The organism is Stratiformator vulcanicus, assembly GCF_007744515.1.
GTDB classification, from domain to species: Bacteria; Planctomycetota; Planctomycetia; order Planctomycetales; family Planctomycetaceae; genus Stratiformator; species Stratiformator vulcanicus.
In genome coordinates, this window is sequence record NZ_CP036268.1 from 191067 (window position 1) to 208259 (window position 17193).

12 protein-coding genes are annotated in these 17193 nt (G+C 60.8%); 4 read left to right on the top strand and 8 right to left on the bottom strand.

Going from position 1 to position 17193, the window contains the following annotated elements; genetic code table 11:
• Positions 1-44: 44 nt before the first annotated feature.
• The 6 genes from Pan189_RS00740 to Pan189_RS00765 form a co-directional block, all read right to left on the bottom strand.
• On the bottom strand, positions 45-776 hold the full coding sequence (locus Pan189_RS00740; RefSeq protein WP_145362064.1) for a hypothetical protein: 732 nt from the start codon (positions 774-776) through the stop codon (positions 45-47).
• 205 nt (positions 777-981) lie between these two features.
• Complete coding sequence (locus tag Pan189_RS00745; protein ID WP_145362065.1) at positions 982-1377, bottom strand: endonuclease domain-containing protein; 396 nt, start codon at positions 1375-1377, stop codon at positions 982-984.
• 106 nt (positions 1378-1483) lie between these two features.
• Positions 1484-4348, bottom strand: a complete 2865-nt coding sequence (locus tag Pan189_RS00750; RefSeq protein WP_145362066.1) for a ribonucleoside-diphosphate reductase subunit alpha — start codon at positions 4346-4348, stop codon at positions 1484-1486.
• Positions 4349-5215: 867 nt separating this feature from the next.
• Positions 5216-5965 (bottom strand): UMP kinase, encoded by a 750-nt coding sequence (pyrH, locus tag Pan189_RS00755; protein WP_145362067.1) that lies wholly within the window; start codon positions 5963-5965, stop codon positions 5216-5218.
• Between the two features lie 226 nt (positions 5966-6191).
• Complete coding sequence (locus Pan189_RS00760; protein WP_310820896.1) at positions 6192-7514, bottom strand: hypothetical protein; 1323 nt, start codon at positions 7512-7514, stop codon at positions 6192-6194.
• A gap of 38 nt (positions 7515-7552) precedes the next feature.
• Positions 7553-9334, bottom strand: a complete 1782-nt coding sequence (locus Pan189_RS00765) for a hypothetical protein (RefSeq protein WP_310820898.1) — start codon at positions 9332-9334, stop codon at positions 7553-7555.
• Positions 9335-9749: 415 nt separating this feature from the next.
• Here Pan189_RS00765 and Pan189_RS00770 point away from each other — a divergent pair, with 415 nt between their 5' ends.
• The 4 genes from Pan189_RS00770 to Pan189_RS00785 all read left to right on the top strand — a co-directional run bounded on the left by Pan189_RS00770 (position 9750) and on the right by Pan189_RS00785 (position 14882).
• Positions 9750-10898 carry an FtsW/RodA/SpoVE family cell cycle protein gene (locus Pan189_RS00770; RefSeq protein WP_145362069.1) on the top strand — a complete coding sequence of 383 codons (1149 nt, stop codon included), beginning with the start codon at positions 9750-9752 and terminating at the stop codon, positions 10896-10898.
• Between the two features lie 200 nt (positions 10899-11098).
• Positions 11099-11944 carry a 3-deoxy-8-phosphooctulonate synthase gene (gene kdsA / locus Pan189_RS00775; protein ID WP_145362070.1) on the top strand — a complete coding sequence of 282 codons (846 nt, stop codon included), beginning with the start codon at positions 11099-11101 and terminating at the stop codon, positions 11942-11944.
• A 56-nt stretch (positions 11945-12000) separates the two neighbouring features.
• A complete protein-coding gene (locus tag Pan189_RS00780; protein ID WP_145362071.1) occupies positions 12001-13701 on the top strand; it encodes a hypothetical protein in 1701 nt (566 codons plus the stop codon).
• Positions 13702-13799: 98 nt separating this feature from the next.
• Positions 13800-14882: a bile acid:sodium symporter family protein gene (locus tag Pan189_RS00785; RefSeq protein ID WP_145362072.1), complete on the top strand. Its 1083-nt coding sequence runs from the start codon at positions 13800-13802 to the stop codon at positions 14880-14882.
• A 30-nt stretch (positions 14883-14912) separates the two neighbouring features.
• On the opposite strand, the gene Pan189_RS00790 is transcribed toward Pan189_RS00785, so the two are convergent.
• Both Pan189_RS00790 and Pan189_RS00795 read right to left on the bottom strand, forming a co-directional pair.
• Entirely contained in the window at positions 14913-15218 is a 306-nt protein-coding gene (locus Pan189_RS00790; RefSeq protein WP_145362073.1) for a hypothetical protein, read from the bottom strand.
• Between the two features lie 56 nt (positions 15219-15274).
• Complete coding sequence (locus Pan189_RS00795; protein ID WP_145362074.1) at positions 15275-17161, bottom strand: vWA domain-containing protein; 1887 nt, start codon at positions 17159-17161, stop codon at positions 15275-15277.
• Positions 17162-17193: the final 32 nt, after the last annotated feature.

Genomic DNA, 17193 nt, shown 5'->3' on the forward strand with positions numbered 1-17193 from the left:
TCCTTCTCTCGGGTTGTTGTGTGAAAGCTGTTGGCTCTCGGCTGTCAGCTTTCGGCTTCGGTGTTGATCAGGCCGCTGCCTGATAATGGTGAGTTCGACTTTGTCTTACTGTCTTCAATTTTAGAGACGGTCGCTTGAAGGACGACGCCGTATTTTGATTGGGGGTGATCAGTTTTGGCATTCAATCGCCGGAGTGTTTCTTCGAGCGTCGGCTCGTTCACGCCGCTCATACCTTCTTCGGTGGTGAAGAACAGTTGCGTCAGTAGCCGTGATTCCCCCGCGGGAATGAAAAATGGTTCGGCAGGGATACTTGAAGACGTTCCCATCGGCTCGATGGGAACCTCCCAACCGCTGCCCCAACCGGAGAGGCTTCCCATGCCGTGCGAACCGACCAAAGTGATGCGTGGTTTGGTTCCCGCTGTCGATGCCTCCGGCTTAAGGACGGCAAGACCGGCTCGAACGTCGCAAGACGCCCGAGGGACATCGCCGGGTGCGATAATCATCGTGGAAAGCGTTTTCGGATCGAGGTCTTCGATCACGATCATTTCCAGTGTCAGTTCGCAGTCTTCGCTCAAGTGACCGCCGACGAAACGCACTTCGGCGCCGGGACCACTTAAAGTTTCAAATTGATCGATTGAAAACCCACTCGGGCCCGGCAGCGGGATCTCCCGCGCCGCCAGCCCCACTGCGACGCCCGACACGAGCAGCAGCAAACCGCCGACGAGAGTCAGGACCGGCCAACGCCGGGATCGACTTGTCGAAGGTTCCGAGCTCATGGTTCTTAGTCCGTAATCAGTGAGTGGAGTCGCCCCGTCTTATTAGATCCCGGCTTTAAAAACCGGGCCTCCGTGCCCCACGGCCACCCTCCTGGGGCCGCACGACTCCATTCAGATTGATCCCATCTTCTCCCCTCTCCTCTGGGGAGAGGGGCCGGGGGTGAGGGGGTCTATGGGATGTTGATCAAAAGCCTCAATTTTTTTGCTATTTCTTATTCCGAAATCGATCGTCGATATCTCCCGGGTTCAGTCCAGCCGCCTTTGCGATTGCCAACAGCGACTCTTCAAGATTCTGCAGGACATCGTCATTAGAAATTCTCAGCATCTTATAGCCCTCGCTCTCGATCCACGACTGCCGGGCTTTGTCATATTCGCCACGGCTGTCATGGCTCGCGCCGTCGAGTTCGACGACCAGTTTTTTCGCATCGCAGTAGAAGTCGACGATGTAAGGTCCTATCGGATGTTGTCGGCGAAATTTCAGCCCGGCAAACCGACGGCCGCGAAGCCCGTTCCAGAGCACTCGCTCAGGGCCGGTCAGAGTTTGCCGCAGCTCTTTCGCACGCCTCTCGGCGAAAGCCGGTCCGTCTCCAGCAGTGTTCATCGTTCGTGACGCCCCCGTATCCCCTCATCCGCCTTCGGCACCTTCTCCCGAGGGAGAAGGCCCGCTGTTGGAACTCTTCACTGAGAGCTGACAGCCGACAGCTCTTTTACTGACAAGCCTCACAATCCGGGTTGTTTGGGTCGCAGGCATCGCCTTCCGCATAGCCTGATGACACGACGGCGGGTTGTTTGGCTTCTCGGTTGAAGTTGACGTCGATGGCGCTGGAGGCGCTTTTGTTTTTCATCCAGCGGGGTTGGACGCCGAATTTATTAATGTCGATCGTGCTCTTTTCGACCTGCGTGGCCGCGAGGGTGCGGAGGTAGTAGGTCGTCTTAAGGCCTTTCTCCCACGCGTCGAAGTACATGCCGGAGAGTTTCTTGCCGCTGGGAGCCTGCATATAGAGGTTGAGGCTTTGGCCCTGGTCGATCCACTTCTGCCGGCGGGCGGCACATTCGAGGAGCCAGTGCGGGTCGATCTCGAAGGCCGTTTGATAGCGGGCTTTAATGTCCTCGGGCAGGCCGGGGATTTCGGCGAGTGCGCCGTCGAAGTACTTCAGGGCTTCGAGCAGGTCGGGGCACCACAGGCCACGTTCTTTCAGTTCGCTGACCAGTTCGACATTCACCTGGGTGAATTCGCCGGAGAGGTTCGACTTCACGAACAGGTGCTTGTAGTGCGGTTCGATCGACTGGGTGACGCCGATGATCGTGGAGATCGTCGCCGTCGGGGCGATGGCCATGCAGTTGGAGTTCCTCATGCCGTGCGACTTAACGGCCTGACGGACAAGGTTCCAGTCGAGTTTCGACGAACGGTCGACCTGGACGGGCATCCCCCGCTGCTCCTCCAGGAGGTCGATTGTGTCGATCGGCAACAGCCCGCGGTCCCACTTCGAGCCCTCATAGCTCGAATAGGTGCCGCGCTCGCGGGCAAGTTCCGTCGAGGCGAGAATCGCATAGTAGCTGATCGCTTCCATGCTCTCGTCGGCGAACTCGACCGCCGCCTCGCTCGCGTAGCTGATGCCTTGCGCTGCGACGGCGTCCTGGAACCCCATCACGCCGAGGCCCACCGGGCGGTGGCGATGATTGGCATTCTTGGCTTCTTCGGTGGGGTAGAAATTAATATCGATCACATTATCCAGCATCCGCATGGCCACGCGGATCGTGTCGGCAAGCAATTCCTGGTCGAATTTCCCGTCGACGACGTGTCGCCGCAGGTTAATCGAGCCGAGGTTGCAGACGGCCGTTTCGTCCTTGCTGGTGTTGAGCAGAATCTCAGTGCAGAGGTTGCTGCTGTGGACGACGCCGGCGTGATCCTGCGGGCTGCGGACGTTTGAGGGGTCTTTAAATGTGACCCACGGGTGCCCCGTTTCGAACAGGCGGGTCAGCATCTTCCGCCAAAGGTCGGCCGCGGTGACGCGACGGAAGAGTTTAATTTTTCCTGCATCGGCGAGCCGTTCGTAATGCTCGTAGCGTTCTTCAAACGCTTTACCATAAAGATCGTGCAGGTCGGGGACGTCGTTCGGGCTGAACAGCGTCCATTCACCTTCCTCGCGAACCCGTTTCATAAACAGGTCGGGAATCCAGTTGGCGGTGTGCATGTCATGCGTCCGCCGACGGTCATCCCCGGTGTTCTTGCGAAGGTCAAGAAATTCTTCGAGGTCGAGGTGCCAAGTTTCCAGGTAACTGCAAACGGCTCCTTTGCGCTTGCCGCCCTGATTCACGGCGACGGCGGTGTCGTTGACGACTTTTAAGAACGGGATGACGCCTTGGCTCTGACCGTTGGTGCCTTTAATGTGCGAGTTGGTGGCCCGAATGTTCGTCCAGTCGTTGCCCAGTCCGCCGGCCCATTTCGAGAGCTTGGCGTTGTCCTGCACACACTTAAAGATATGGTCGAGGTCGTCTGAAACCGTGGTGAGGTAGCAGGACGACATCTGCGGATGCAGCGTGGCGGAATTAAACAGCGTGGGCGTGGCGCTGGTGAAGCGGAAACTGCTCAGGACGTCGTAGAACTCGATCGCCCGCTCGGTCTTGTCGTCCCCTTCGCCGAGGGCGAGGCCCATCGCGACCCGCATCCAGAAGAACTGCGGCGTTTCGATCCGTCGACCGTCAATGTGCAGCAGGTAGCGGTCGTAGATCGTTTGCAGACCGAGGTATTTGAACTGGTGATCGCGCTGCGGCTTGAGGGCCCGGCCGAGTTCCTGCAGGTCGAACTGGCGAACATCGGTCGAGAGCCGCTCGGCAGCAACGCCATCGATGATGTAGTGCTCGAAGCCGTGTCGATAAACCCGTTCGAGATCGTCGGCACCGGGATGCTGGCCGAGGGTCTCGTTGTGAATGACCATCAACATCAGTCGGGCGGCGACGGTGTCGTAGGCGGGGTCCCGCTCAATACGGCTGCGGGCCGCCAGAATCATGGCCCGATACATCTCGGTTCGGCTGATGCCGTCGTAAACCGATCGCATGACCTCTTCGAGCAGTTCGTCGACGCTGCATTCGGCGTCGAGCCCGCGACAGGCTTCGGCGATCCGTCGGCGGGCGCGGTTCTCATCGAACGGAATGCGCGTGCCGTCGTCGAGCGTCACATGCAGCGACGGCTGCGCCGGTTCCTCTTCCTCGGCGATTTCGACCGGGGGACGAAGGGCACGAATCTTGGCGTGCTCGGCCCGGTAAACGATGTAGCGGCGGGCAACGCGGAAGTGCCCGTGCCGCATCAAACCCATTTCAACGAAGTCTTGAATCTTCTCGACGGTGATGCCGGTCGGCGTTTGAGCCAGCGGGGCGACTTCTTCGAGAAGTTCGTCGGTGATGGTGGCGATGTCCTGCTTGATGTCCTTATCAAGCGGCTGGCCGTCGGCGAGGTTCTGTTCGGCCCGGAACGCTTTTTCGAGTGCGTTCTCGATGAAACTGCGATCGAACGGGGCGACCCGTCCGTCACGTTTTTTCACGAGCCATTCTTCGGTCATTTTCTGGATCATCGCTCGATTCCTTCCGTCGCTTCTGCTGAAGGTCTGATGGGTTTTGTGTGCGCAGCAATTAGGTCATTGGAACACGGGACATCCCGTGAAAATTTGATGAAGTCATTTCGCTCGGGACGTGACGGCCCCCGGATGAGAGCAATGGCCGGGCCGGCTCACGGAGCGCGACTGGGGATGCTCTTTCGTTGCCTGAGAACCCGACAGTCGGCGGCGTGCCGAAGCGGGCGGGTGAGCTTAGGCTGGCGGGCGTGAAGCAGGCATCCCGCGAGAATTGTTCCGTTGGTCGCGTCCATGTCGTCCTCGGAAGTGGGGCCGGTCGGGCCTGGTCCTGTCTTGGTGATGGTGAACGCCGAGTGACGGATGTTCCCACAATCTGTTGTGGTCGCAGCCGGCCCGCCGAACAACCTGTTGCCCCCGGAAAACACTGGCTCCGGGCGATTGCCGCCCTGCCAACGGCGTAGGCGACATCAGGTTGTCCATCAATCAAGAGGCCCAATATAATGTGGTTTACCATTGCGTCAACACCAGATGGGGCGGGTTTTCTTCATAAATCGATATTCGCTTTTTCACGAAAAGCTCACGATTTGGCATCGTCTTCGCTACGTGAAATAGGGGATTGACAACTCGGAATCGCTTGATCCGCCAATACCAGATATAGATCGGCTGGTATAATCGGCCCGCCTCAAGAATGATACGGGTGTACCGTATCTTTGGCCAAGCTTCCAGCAAATTCGGACCGAATTTTCTGGTCGCGCAGGCGAGGTGATTTGCGGGAGATACGCTCAGGCCGAAGACCGCATCGGAGCATGATGCGGCGGCTAAAGCGGCATTTGCCGATGTTCGCTCGGAGCGAAAGCACGCACTCGATCAAGCGTTGCTTGAGATTTGCGTTGCGGGGAGGACCCGCGTACCGATTCGTTCGCCGGCGACGGCGCGAGCGATGTTGCCCGGCTTTTGGTAGTTGAAAACGACGATCGGGATTTCGGCTTCCTGGCAGTGGTGAATGGCCGTGACGTCCATCACCTTCAGATTTTGCGACAGGACATCGGCGTAAGAGATTTCCGAGTACAGCACCGCGTGCGGGTTCTTGAGCGGATCTTCGCTGTAAACGCCATCGACCTTGGTGGCCTTCAGGACGACATCGGCTTCAATCTCTCGGGCTCCCAGAGCCGCGGCGGTGTCGGTCGTCACAAAGGGGCGCCCGGTGCCGGCGGCGAGGATGACGACGCGGCCTTTTTCCAAATGCCGGTCACAGCGACGTCGGATAAAGGGTTCGGCCACGGAGTCCATCGGGATGGACGATTGCAGCCGCGTCGGAACGTCGACGCTTTCGAGGGCATCCTGCAGGGCGAGCCCGTTGATGACCGTCGCCAGCATCCCCATGTAGTGGGCCGTCGGTTGTTTGATGCCGCGACTGACATCGGCGAACTGTTTGCCGCGCAAAATATTCCCACCGCCGCACACAATCGCCAGTTCGACGCCCTGCTCGGTCACGGCTTTGATTTGATCGACGAGTACGCCGATCTCGGCCATGCTGAGGCCCGATTCGCCACTGCGGCAGAAGCATTCGCCGCTGACTTTGAGCAGCACGCGTTTGTAGGGAGCAGATTGAGCCATCGGTTCCGTTCGATCAGCACATCGGTTCGGGGATGTGCGAGTTATCGGCCACTCACTCCGCGAGTGCAATCGTGAGGCGACTCGGAGCGGCGTTTATCGATCGAGGGTGGCCGTATTTCTTGCGAAACGGCGATCGTGGGCGGGGTGGAGAGTGATGGAACGAGCGGGATCTCAATGCGCGCTCGGTCCGCGGTTCTTTCGAACGCGGGGCTTGTGGGGCGTTTAACTAGTTGATGGGAGGAGGCGGGAGGAAGTCCGCGGGCGATTCCTCCGGCATTGGCAGGTCGAGGACATCTTGTCCGCCGGGATTGGAGGTGGCGTCATCTCCCCCGACGAGAGGATGGGTTTGCCGCCACTCGGTCCAGAAGTCGGCCGGATGTGTCTTCCGCCACAGCGCGAGGGCGTTGCCGACGTGGCTGTAGAAGGTGTAGTGCGAAAGGATCTCCTGCTGCGTTTTAATGCGGGTCGTCTCGACGATCCAGTCGGCCGCCTTTCGGACGACCTCGCGGGGCGGTTGCAGCTCGGGATAGGCGATCGCCAGCCATTCGAGATGGTGCCCCGTGGCAATGACCTGCTTGTATTCCAGTTCGTCTTCAGCCATTGCGATGGCGTCCGCACCGTAAGCCCATGCGGCCGGGGAGCGACCGTCGTCGAGTTGCGAGGCGACCATCAGATCTCGCACGCGCTCCAGGTAGTGAAAGATTTCATCCCGTTTTGGAGCCGAGAGGATTTGGAACTCATCGTCGAGCCGCAGCAGCACCATCAGGGAGTACACGCGATGGGTTCCGCTGCAGACCCCGAAGCGACGATGGCCCCGCATCAGGCGGTCGGCAAGCAAGTTGAAGTCGACCAACCGTCCGTCGCCGTTGATCCACTGCTTCGTCGTCGGGGGCAACCAGAATCCGAAAGCCATTGCGGACCATTCGGTCTCCATTTCGTCGGTTTGAAAGTCGCGAAGCGCTTCCTGCAAGGCATCGGCCAGCGTATCGCCGCGTCGACCGGGACCGAAGATCGGGGTGTCGATCGGGACTCCCGCTTCGGTCAGCGAAGCGAGCCAGTGATCGTGGTGGACCGAGAGTTCTTCTTTAGCGCCCCAGTTGATCGCGACCCCGTCCGGGCGTTCCATCAGGATCGGTTCGGCATCGTCGCCCCACGATTGAAGGTAAGCGCCGTGATCGGTCAGGAAGCGGACCATCTCGGGGCCGTCCATCACCGATTCGTCCGGGAAGTCGATAAAGCCGCCCCAAGCCCGCAGGGCGTGTTCGACGTAGTTCGGGCTGAGGCGAATCAGGTTGAACTTGGGCCGCACCTTTTCGAGTACGAGCGCCAGATTCTCTTCCGAGACGACGGACGGGTCGTCGTACAGCGGCTCGATCCGCACCGGCACTTCGCGGGCGATCGGAACGGGCCGAAAGGGTTCGGTCGCCGAGACGGCGGCTGCCAACTCTCGTCGGCCCTGTGACGAAAGCAGGGCGAAGGAAACCGTAATCGCCAGCAGGACGATGACCTGAACGGCGATGACTTGGGAGCGGAGGTCTTGGTGGTTCATGGCTCGAAGCCTTGGGACTCAATAACTGAAAACGTGCTTCACTGAATCGGATCGATCCGGGTGAAAACCGAGGCGCGGGTATCGCGATAATCTTGTCGCCAACCCTCGACATCGGCCGAGAGTGAGGCGATCAGGCTCGCGTGACTGTTGTTGTTCAGGACGATCGTATTGACGCCGTAGCGTTCCAGAGCTTCGTCCCAGCCCGAGGTGCCCCGGATGATCCGCATATAGTCCTCCCAGACCAGTGACGGCACGAGGTGCGCGTGCGAGGCGACGAAGACCTCTAGTTCGGGCGGTCCGGCCCACATCAGGTAGTCGCCCCATTCGTACGGATTGAAGACCTGACCGACGGGCGGATGCTCGATGAGATATTCGGTCACGTCGACGGGAGTGGCCGTGGTATTGCGGACAAAGTGACCGAAGTATTTGGCCTCCTGTTCGGCATCCGGTCCGCCGAGCGCTCGCATTCCGAAAGGCGAGACGGCGAAGAAAATCCACATCAGACCAGCCGCGGCCACGGTCCACACGCTGCGACGCACCGGCCGCGCTGCGGCCGGCGAGGGGTCGCCCGGCTTTGCCTTTTTCAGCCGCTTTCTCTTCGCGGCCTGCCAGAGGGCACCGGCGTGAATCGCCCCGTAGTAAGCGGCGATCGGACCCCACCAAATCAGGAATCGACTCATCCACAAAGAGAGCAAACCGAAACCGATCAGCAGGAAGGGTTCGACGGTCCGAATGCGGCGCGGCGTCGTGCAGTAAAGCACGACGAGACTGATCGCCGCGAACGCGGCCAGTTGGCCCTGTTGCATCCGAAGTGTCAGCGGTCGCCATTCTACGAGGTCGGCGAGATTCGGATTGGACCCGAACGTCAGGACGGACGCGTAAAGTTCCAGTCCGTACGGATTGATGAGGGCCGACACCGCAGCGAGTTCCGCAAACATCACGTAGCGCCAGAATTCGCCGTCGCGAAGCACACGTCGAAATGAGTCCGTGCGGCGCAGGATATCCCCCGCTCGACCGATCGCGAACACGCCGATCAGCCCGATCCCGACGACAAACGAGCCGTGCAGATTCGCCCAAGCCGCGAACACTGCCGGTATCGCGATCCACTGGAAGATCGATCGCCGACCGGTCAGCAGGCACAGCGTTGCGACAAAGCACGCCAGCCCCGCCAACTGCGGGCGAATTAATACGGGCAAGAGCAGCCCGGGTAGCCGGAGCGAAAATACTCCCTCGATGATCTCGGTCAGCGTGAACGACGTCGCGAAGAGTTGTCGGTGATCGACGAGCAGGAACAGCGCGATCGCGACTAATCCGCACCACGCTTGCGACGTCGTGCGTGCGGCTCGATAGGCAAGTGCGCCGGCGCAAAAGACCATGAGCGCGGCGGCCAGCGCGGGAAGTGCGGACACGCCGAAGCGTTCATAGCCGACGTACGCGATCAACTGGCTCAGCCAGGCGGTGTCCACGAATCGGACACCTTCGGCGAGCGGCATGAGCGGAGCGGTTTCGGGGATCGAGCCGGTCTCGGCGATCAGCCGTCCGTAAGCGAGGTGTCCCCAGAGATCGGTGTACCACAGCGGGCAGAAAGCGAGATAGGTGAACATCGCGCCGAGCAGTAAGGCGTACCACACGATCGCGCGGGACGTCTTGAACCAGTCGGGCATCCGGTCCTGAAGCGCCGTTTCATCGAGCTTCGTCGGCTTCTGCGCGGTTGTGGCCTGATCGGCGGCGGGTTTGTTCGACTCCGAAGCCGGCTGACTGTAGGCCCGGCTCGGCGAGTCGAGCTGTTCGGTCACGTGCGTGCTCATGGGTACCGTCATTCCGGTCATTTGGGGACGTGTTGCCGAAACGCAACAGCGCACTCTACTGTTTGCCAGCAGGTGATGGGGGCATCGAGCGGAAGATTTTGCCGGACCGTCACACTTCCACACCGCCCGGCGGGAGATCGTTGCAATCAGACCGATCCCGCAGAATGAAGCGACGGCAACGATTACGCCGAAAGCGACGTTTCCGGTTTCCACACTGATGTTCTAGAAGTACGCGGACAAGCATACGTTCTGGCTATGGCGCGGATGGGAAAACCATGGAGTTTTCCGGCTCAGACGCGACAGCAGCACTCAGTTCACCGTTCGATCGTCAAGGAGCCGAAACGTGCGTCGCCGGCGGGAAGCTGAATGCTCTAGCGGTTACGCCGCCCGGACGGCGTCCCGGCCACACGCTGACGGCCGAGTCAGCTTGCGGACGACGCATCTCGATCGGTTCCCGTGGCTCGCTGCGATTTGCGTCGTCGGCTTGCTGCTGATCGGGCTCTCCGCAATCGATCGCGGGGACGAGATTGCCGGTCAAGGGCGTCTCGCGCTGAAGCAATGCCTCTGGGTGGCGATCTCGCTGCCGGTCGCCATCGCCGCAACCTGCGTCCCCTACGCGATGCTGAAACGACTGGCGCCTTGGCTGCTGCTAGCCGCGGTCGTGTTGCTGATCGCGGTTTATTTTATGCCGCCGCGCAATGGGGCACGGCGTTGGATCCCGCTCGGGCCGGTCTTCTTTCAACCGTCCGAACTGGCGAAGATCGCCTTTGTCGCCGCACTCGCGCGTTATCTCACGTTTCGCGAGAGCCATCGTCGAGTCTGGGGGTTGATCCCGCCCTTTCTATTCGCGTTGGTGCCGGCGTTGTTGATCGTGCGCGAGCCCGATCTTGGGACGTCGCTCGTCTTCTTGCCGGTGCTGATGGCGATGTTGTTCGCCGCCGGCGCGAAGAAGCGGCATCTCATCGCGGTGACGCTGTTGGGAGTCGCCGCCGCGCCGATCGTATGGTTGGGGATGAATGCCGAGCAGAAGTCGCGGGTCGTCACGCTCGTCACGCAGCGCGATCAGGGCGAGGCTCCGCGCGGCGACGGGTATCACCTGTTTCAGTCGAAACGCATGCATTCCGTCGGCGGCCTGTGGGGCAGCGAGCTGACCGGTGTGCCGCCGGTCAATCCCGCGATCTATCACCTCCCCGCCGCGCGGACCGACTTCGTGTTCTGCCTCGTGACGGAGCGGTGGGGCCTCGCCGGGGCCACGCTGACGCTCACCCTGTACGGCCTGCTGTTCTGGAATGCCTTGGGAGTGGCGCGGCGGACACACGACCCGTTCGGGCGATTGCTGGTCGTCGGGGTCACGTCGCTGCTCGCCGTGCAGGCGATGATCAACGTCTCGATGACGGTCGGCCTCGCTCCGATCACCGGGCTCCCGCTGCCGCTGTTGAGCTACGGGGGTTCGAGTTTACTCTTCACCGTGGTCGCCGTCGGTTTGATCTTCAACGTCGCGTTGCGTCCGGGCCTCAACGTCGGGCCGGAGGCCTTTCGGTTTGAATCAACCCGGCGGGATCGACCGGCAGCGTGACGGCCCGCCCTGGGGCAGCGTCAGGTAGCGCATTCGATTTCCAATTGCGGCGAACCCTCCTACGCTGTGCAGGCAGAGATAGCGAATCGCCTGTGATCCCTGTCGCGGCTATTCGTAATTCTGTCTTACGTTCGCCAACCGGACCCGAGGGTTTCGGTCCGTTGCACGCCTAATTTTGAGCGCTGTCCAAGGAGGGTTTCGTGCCGTCTGATCCCGTCCATATCGGCCCGCACGTGTGCGGCACCGGTCACCCGCTGGTGTTCATTCTCGGTCCGTGCGTGATTGAATCGCCGGAGCTGATTCACGAAACGTCGAGTCGCATTGCGGAAATCGCCAACGATCTCGGAGTGCCGGTCGTATTTAAAGCGAGCTTCGACAAGGCCAATCGGACCAGTATCGACAGCTTCCGCGGGCCCGGATTGGAGCGGGGAATGGCGATTCTCGCCGAGGCCAAGGAGCGCACCGGTTTGCCGGTCACGACCGATCTGCACGAAGCCGCACAGGCCGAACCGGTGGCCGAAGTGTGCGACTTATTGCAAATCCCCGCATTTCTGGCCCGACAGACCGATCTGATCGTCGCCTCGGCCGAAGCCGCGAAGAAATATGACCGTGCCGTGAATGTGAAAAAGCCGCAGTTCGTTGCTCCTGAAGACGTCGCCCACGTCGTCGGCAAATGCAGTGAGGTCGGTTTCGATCGCATGCTGCTGACCGAACGGGGCACGACGTTCGGTTATGGTCGGCTCGTCAACGACTTTCAGGCCATCCCGGCGATGAAGGCACTCGGCTGCCCCGTTGTTTATGATGCGACGCACAGCGTGCAGCGTCCGGGTGGGAAGTCGACCGGCGGAAATCGCGCGATGGTTCCCGTGCTCGCCCGCGCGGCCGTGGCGGCCGGGGTTGATGCGGTGTTCATGGAGACTCATCCCGACCCTGATCAAGCATTTTCGGACGGCCCGAATCAAATTCCGCTCGACCAGATCGCCAACTTGATCGGAGACCTCGTGCGGATGCGGTCGTTGGTATTGGAACTCGATGCGGCTTCGTGAGAGTGATTCGGACGGCTGTCGACGAATGGTGACTGACGATTGAAGTAAGACGATTGGTGACCACGGTGATTGACATCAAGACACAGATTGAACGTTCGCGGGCCCGGTCGAATTCGGGCGCGACTTCCGTCCTTATGGCGATGTTGCTGGTCGGTGTCGCCTTGGCTCCGCTCGGCTGTACGCGACGCCCGCCGCCGGTCCAAACCGGGAACGCGGATGAGGATTCGTGTACCGATTTGCTCGACAGCGCGATGCCGTTGTTGGAGCCGGGCACGCTCGGAGTCTCCGCTGACACCGGACGGGCGGTGCAATTGCTCAGTCAATGGATTTCCAATGACGACTGCGATTTTCAGGACGCAGTCGAACCGCTCGACGAGGAGGACTCCGAATTGCTGGAGCGCCTCTTCACGAAGGAGGACGCCGCGACCGTCGCTCAACTTCAATTCGGCGAAGAAGACGTCATCCACGTGCGTGATCGCATCCTCGATCGCCGGATGGCCGAAGGACTGACGAAAAACCTCGATTCCGATCGCGAACGCATCGCGCATCTGTTCGATTCGGTCGTCCAGAATATCGCTTTGATTCCGCCGGGCGGGACGGAGATTCCTCTCAGTACGTTCAACATCACGTTGATCGGTCGGGGAACGGCAGCCGATCGGGCTTGGGTTTTCGTAGAACTGCTGCGGCAGTTGCAGCTCGATTCGGTGATCATTCGCCCGCAACTCGTTGACGGGGACGCTGCCGATGGCGACCGCCTGTTCGTCGGTGTGACGACGCTCGACGGTATTTTGTTGTTCGATCCCGCGGCCGGTATTCCTGTCCCGTCGGCCGACCAGGTTGCTCCGGCCGATCGATCTGCCGCCGAGTTGGCCGTCACGGCTTCGATCCGTCCGGCAACCCTCAAAGAGGTCGTGGCCGATCCGACGCTATTAACCGCCTATGATTCGGCGTCGGAACCGATCGCGGCGGAGCAATTAATGCCGCCTCGCGTTTCGGTCATCGCAACGACCAGTCACGCCCGCGGCGCGGTCGACGTGTTGGAACAATCACTGGCGGGCGAGTACACGGTTCGGCTCTACGACCCGCTACATAACTCGTCAGCCGGTCCGGGATTGATCGACCGGATCAGTCGATTCGGCGAGGGGATCTTCACAGCCGATGACGTCACCCTTTGGGATTACCCGCAACGGCGGATGAAAGAAGCCCGACGACTCTCGGAGTCGGACCAATCGCGATTGCGGCTTCGACTGATCGGGTTTGACGCCCCCGTTGAGATCAATCGCGAAACGCAGTCCGAGACTCGCACCGGTCGGCAACGCGAGGCGAGACTGGAGATGCTCTCCGGGCGCCCGGTGCAGGCGATCAAGGAATTTCAACTCATTCGAATCGACGAACGTTTCGGCAATCAAACGAACGTGCGGCCCGACATCCGAACGATGTATCGGCAGGCGACCGACGATGCGTTCTACTGGACCGCACTGTGTCAGTTCGAACGGGGCGGTGCGAACTTCCCGACGTCTGCGGCGACGGCAGCGCGATACGTTGAGAATGGTTCCGGTTGGGTGGCCGAGGCCCAACGACTGCAGGCAACCGCGTTGGCCGCCAGCGGTGAGTTTGAAAAAGCACTCGAAGTTGTCGACCGCTGTCGGGCCGACGGGATCGATACGACGCGCCTGAATGTGCTTGCCGAGCGCTGGCGAACCAAGCAGGATGCCGACACGGCTGAAGACAGCGCGGTCGACGAATCCTCGGAATGACCCTGTCGGCGACACGAGGAGTTGTTCCTCCGGTCGTGAGCGGTCCGGTTGCTTGAAGGCTCGATGGACGAACGAATGATGCTTCGATTGCGGAGCCGATGAGGCGAACGCTCACCAAACATTGGTTTCTCGTCGGCCTTTCGGTGCTGATCCCGTCGGGTTTGCTGCTCGGCCGGTTCGGCAGTCCGGACCTCGTTTCGCAGGCGGTTGGTTGGATCGATGCGCGGGTCGTCACGGCAACGGTGTTGTTCCTCGTCGCGTTCACGCTCGCATCTCGCAAGCTGATGAAAGCTGCCAAGCAACCGGGCCCGGTCGCGGTCGCGTGTATGATCAACTCGGTTCTCCTCCCGCTGGCGGCGTGGCCGCTCGCGATCCAATTCGAGTCGCCCGACTTGCGGCTGGGATTAATGGTCGCGGCGGCGGTGCCCTGCACTCTCTCGGCCGCGTCGGTCTGGACCCGCCAAGCGGGAGGTAACGACGCGGTCGCACTATTGGTCACGCTCGTGACCAACGCGTTGTGCTTTCTGACGACGCCCTTCTGGATCGCCAATGCCGCCGGCGTGGCCATCGACCTCGACCCGGCGGCGATGACTCTGCGATTGTTGCTGACGGCGGTGCTCCCGATGGCCATCGGGCAGGCGGTTCGCGCGGCCCCACCGCTTCGCAACTTTGCCGATCGATTCAAGCAGCCGCTGACGAACACGGCGCAGGCACTCATTCTGACCGTCGTGTTCGCCGCCGCGGCGGAAGGGGGATTGCAACTGGCCGGGGTCGGCGACGGGGCAGCCTCGAACGCGAAGCCTCCGACCGGTTTGTCGTTTGTACTCGTCGGCCTCGCCGGCGTGTCACTCCACGTGGTCGCGCTGGTCGGCGGATTCTACGGGTCGAGAGTGTTCGGTATCGCCGCCGTCGATCGGGCGGCTATTGCGTTCGCCGGCAGCCAGAAGACGATGCCGGTCGCACTGTTGGTTGCGACGTCACCGACGATGTTGGGTGCCGATGACCTGCTGGGACCGGGGGTCGGGGCGCCGTTCGTTGTCTTTCCCATGCTGATGTACCACACGGCGCAGCTCTTTATTGATACCGCAGCCGCGAAGTACTTCCGCAAAGAGACCGAGGACGTGGCTGAGCCGGTCACGCCGCCCGCAGCGGATCGGGACGCCGTCGTTCCTCGAACTTGAGCGTCTGCGACGAACGGGCGACGAAACCTCTTATGTCGACTCCGACTCGGGTGAGGAGCTGCCTCGCCTCCGCATGCGTTTAATCCCCGCGCCGACCCAACGTCCGACGACCCGCATCGCACCGGGCAATTGCGGCTCGAATAATCGGATCAGCACCGCGAGGATCAAGATCGCGATAAAGATGCCGCTCGTCGTCCAGCCGATGATGTCCGGCGCGAAGAGCATCACGACGATCAAGGCCTGCATTGAGGCGATGATCGCGACGAGCCACAGCGTCGCGGTCGACTTTCGTTCGAGCCGCTCCAGCTTCCGTTCGAGTCGGTCGAAGTCGCTCACGCCTGCACCAAGTAGAAGTTGACTGTCGCGGCTGGCACAGTTTCGGCGCGTTTGCTCTAGAACTTCGGCACTTTAACGTTCGGCCGGTCGTAGTTCGGGTCGCGGTAAACATCTCGGAATTCGATCCCGAATCCTTTTTTCAATTCGGATTGCGCGGTGCGCGACCACGGAGTGTTGGGGTGCTCTTCAATCACGAATTTCAAGAGGTCGACGGCATCGGCGCGCTGCTGCTCCAGCTCGCCGATATCGACTTTGGTGACTTCGACCTGTTCCGGGGTCGGCTCGATCATCTTCTTCGTGTGACTGAGGTTCCAGCGGTTCGACTTCTCTTTCTTCGGCTCCGGCATCTCGCGGAGCGCCGCATCGGCCGAGAGCATGAATTGGAACAGGCGGAAGCGGTAGGTCAAAAGCTGTGCGAGAATCAGATCGTAATGGGCCCGCCATCGCCGAGAGGTTTCCAGGTCTCGCTGAGGTTTGGCCTGCTCCAGCATGGCGATCGCCTGATTGACCAATCCCAATCCCCGCTGGGCTTTCCCGAAGCTGTCGCGTACTTCAGATTGAAAGGCCGCTCTTTCGCCGGGATAGTTCCACCATTTGATGCCGAGCTGCTTGTCCTTGTTAGAGTCCATCCGCGTGATGACGTCGAGAATCGTCTTTCGAAACGGCGATTTAAGGACGAGTTGGTCATACTCCCGGCGCGATCGCAGTTCGGGCTGATATTCCTTCATGTCGAGGAAGTCGTAGACCCGTTCTTCGTTGCGCGCTTCGCCGGCCAAGGCTTCCTCGTCACCGGGGAGCAAGAAGAAAATGCCGCCCGATTCTTTGGCGAGCCGAACCTGCTCGTAAGGCCCGAAGCCACTGGAGCGGGAATCCCGGCGATTGCCGAATCCGTTCCACTGCAGCGACTCGGCCCGGGCCGTCTCGGGGCCCCGCCGCACGTTGATCCAGTGGTTCAAGCCGTATTCGGGATCCTTCCAACTCATGCGAGCGAACGGATAGCCGAAGACCGCCTGACGGCCCAACACGTAAACGGGCGAGTTGGCCCGGTTCGTCATTTGAATCGCTTCTTCCACGAATTCGCCGTCGTCACCCGACTCGTCGGAAACGATGATCATGACCAACCGGCGCTTCTGACGGACCGCCAACGGCCCGTACTTGTTGACGACTTCGCGGATCGCCTGATTGAGGTTTTCGTCGCCGGTCGTATCGATGCTGATCGCGTCGATCGCGGCGGTGATCTTGTCTAAATCGGCGGTCGGCTGAGGCGTCAGTTCCTTGACCGTCCGGCCGTAGCCGAGGATCGCCGTAAGGATCAACTCGTCCGGTCCCTGAGCGCGGCGTTTGAGGTCCTCTTTTTTCTCTTGAGCGATTCCCAGCTCCGCATAAATTTTGGCGAAGTTGTCTCGGATCTCCTGCTGGTCGTCCTTCATGCTCTCGGACTCGTCGAACATCCAGACAGCCATCACCCTTGACTCACGCATTAGCCGGATGAGCTCGCGAGAGACGCGACTCAGGGCGGCACCGTAACCTTCAACGACCGCTCCCGTCTCGCCGGCGACGGCCTGCTCACCGAGGTCTTCGCCGAGCAGATTATCGCTGGGAATCGTGAATTCGTTGATGTTCACCGCGGCCAGCGGATCGGCGACTTTCTCGGAGACTTCAATTCGATCCTGCCGGACGGGCGGCTTCTCGGGGGCACCGACTGCCGTGGAGACTTTCCCGCCCGAGACCCGGCTCAGGCTGTCGGAGACCGTTGTGTCGAGCTCGAGTTCCTGGCTGAACTCTTCCTGCACCCGTTCTTCGCTGAAGACGGTTTCGACGAGCAGCTCCGGCCTTTTATTGACGATGTCGAAGAAGATCGTCGCTAACGCAATCAGGACGATCACATGCACGGCGAATGAGACGCCGACGGCGGACGCAGTGCTGATTTGGCGGGAGTTCATGAGGCGCTCTGAGAAAAAGTCGGTGCGACCAG

Excerpts from the sequence above, each read along its gene's own strand:
- Pan189_RS00740 (WP_145362064.1), bottom strand. The coding sequence starts at position 776 with ATGAGCTCGGAACCTTCGACAAGTCGATCCCGGCGTTGGCCGGTCCTG.
- Pan189_RS00795 (WP_145362074.1), bottom strand. The coding sequence starts at position 17,161 with ATGAACTCCCGCCAAATCAGCACTGCGTCCGCCGTCGGCGTCTCATTC.
- Pan189_RS00765 (WP_310820898.1), bottom strand. The coding sequence starts at position 9,334 with ATGACGGTACCCATGAGCACGCACGTGACCGAACAGCTCGACTCGCCG.
- pyrH (WP_145362067.1), bottom strand. The coding sequence starts at position 5,965 with ATGGCTCAATCTGCTCCCTACAAACGCGTGCTGCTCAAAGTCAGCGGC.
- Pan189_RS00760 (WP_310820896.1), bottom strand. The coding sequence starts at position 7,514 with ATGAACCACCAAGACCTCCGCTCCCAAGTCATCGCCGTTCAGGTCATC.
- Pan189_RS00745 (WP_145362065.1), bottom strand. The coding sequence starts at position 1,377 with ATGAACACTGCTGGAGACGGACCGGCTTTCGCCGAGAGGCGTGCGAAA.
- Pan189_RS00750 (WP_145362066.1), bottom strand. The coding sequence starts at position 4,348 with ATGATCCAGAAAATGACCGAAGAATGGCTCGTGAAAAAACGTGACGGA.
- Pan189_RS00785 (WP_145362072.1), top strand. The coding sequence starts at position 13,800 with ATGAGGCGAACGCTCACCAAACATTGGTTTCTCGTCGGCCTTTCGGTG.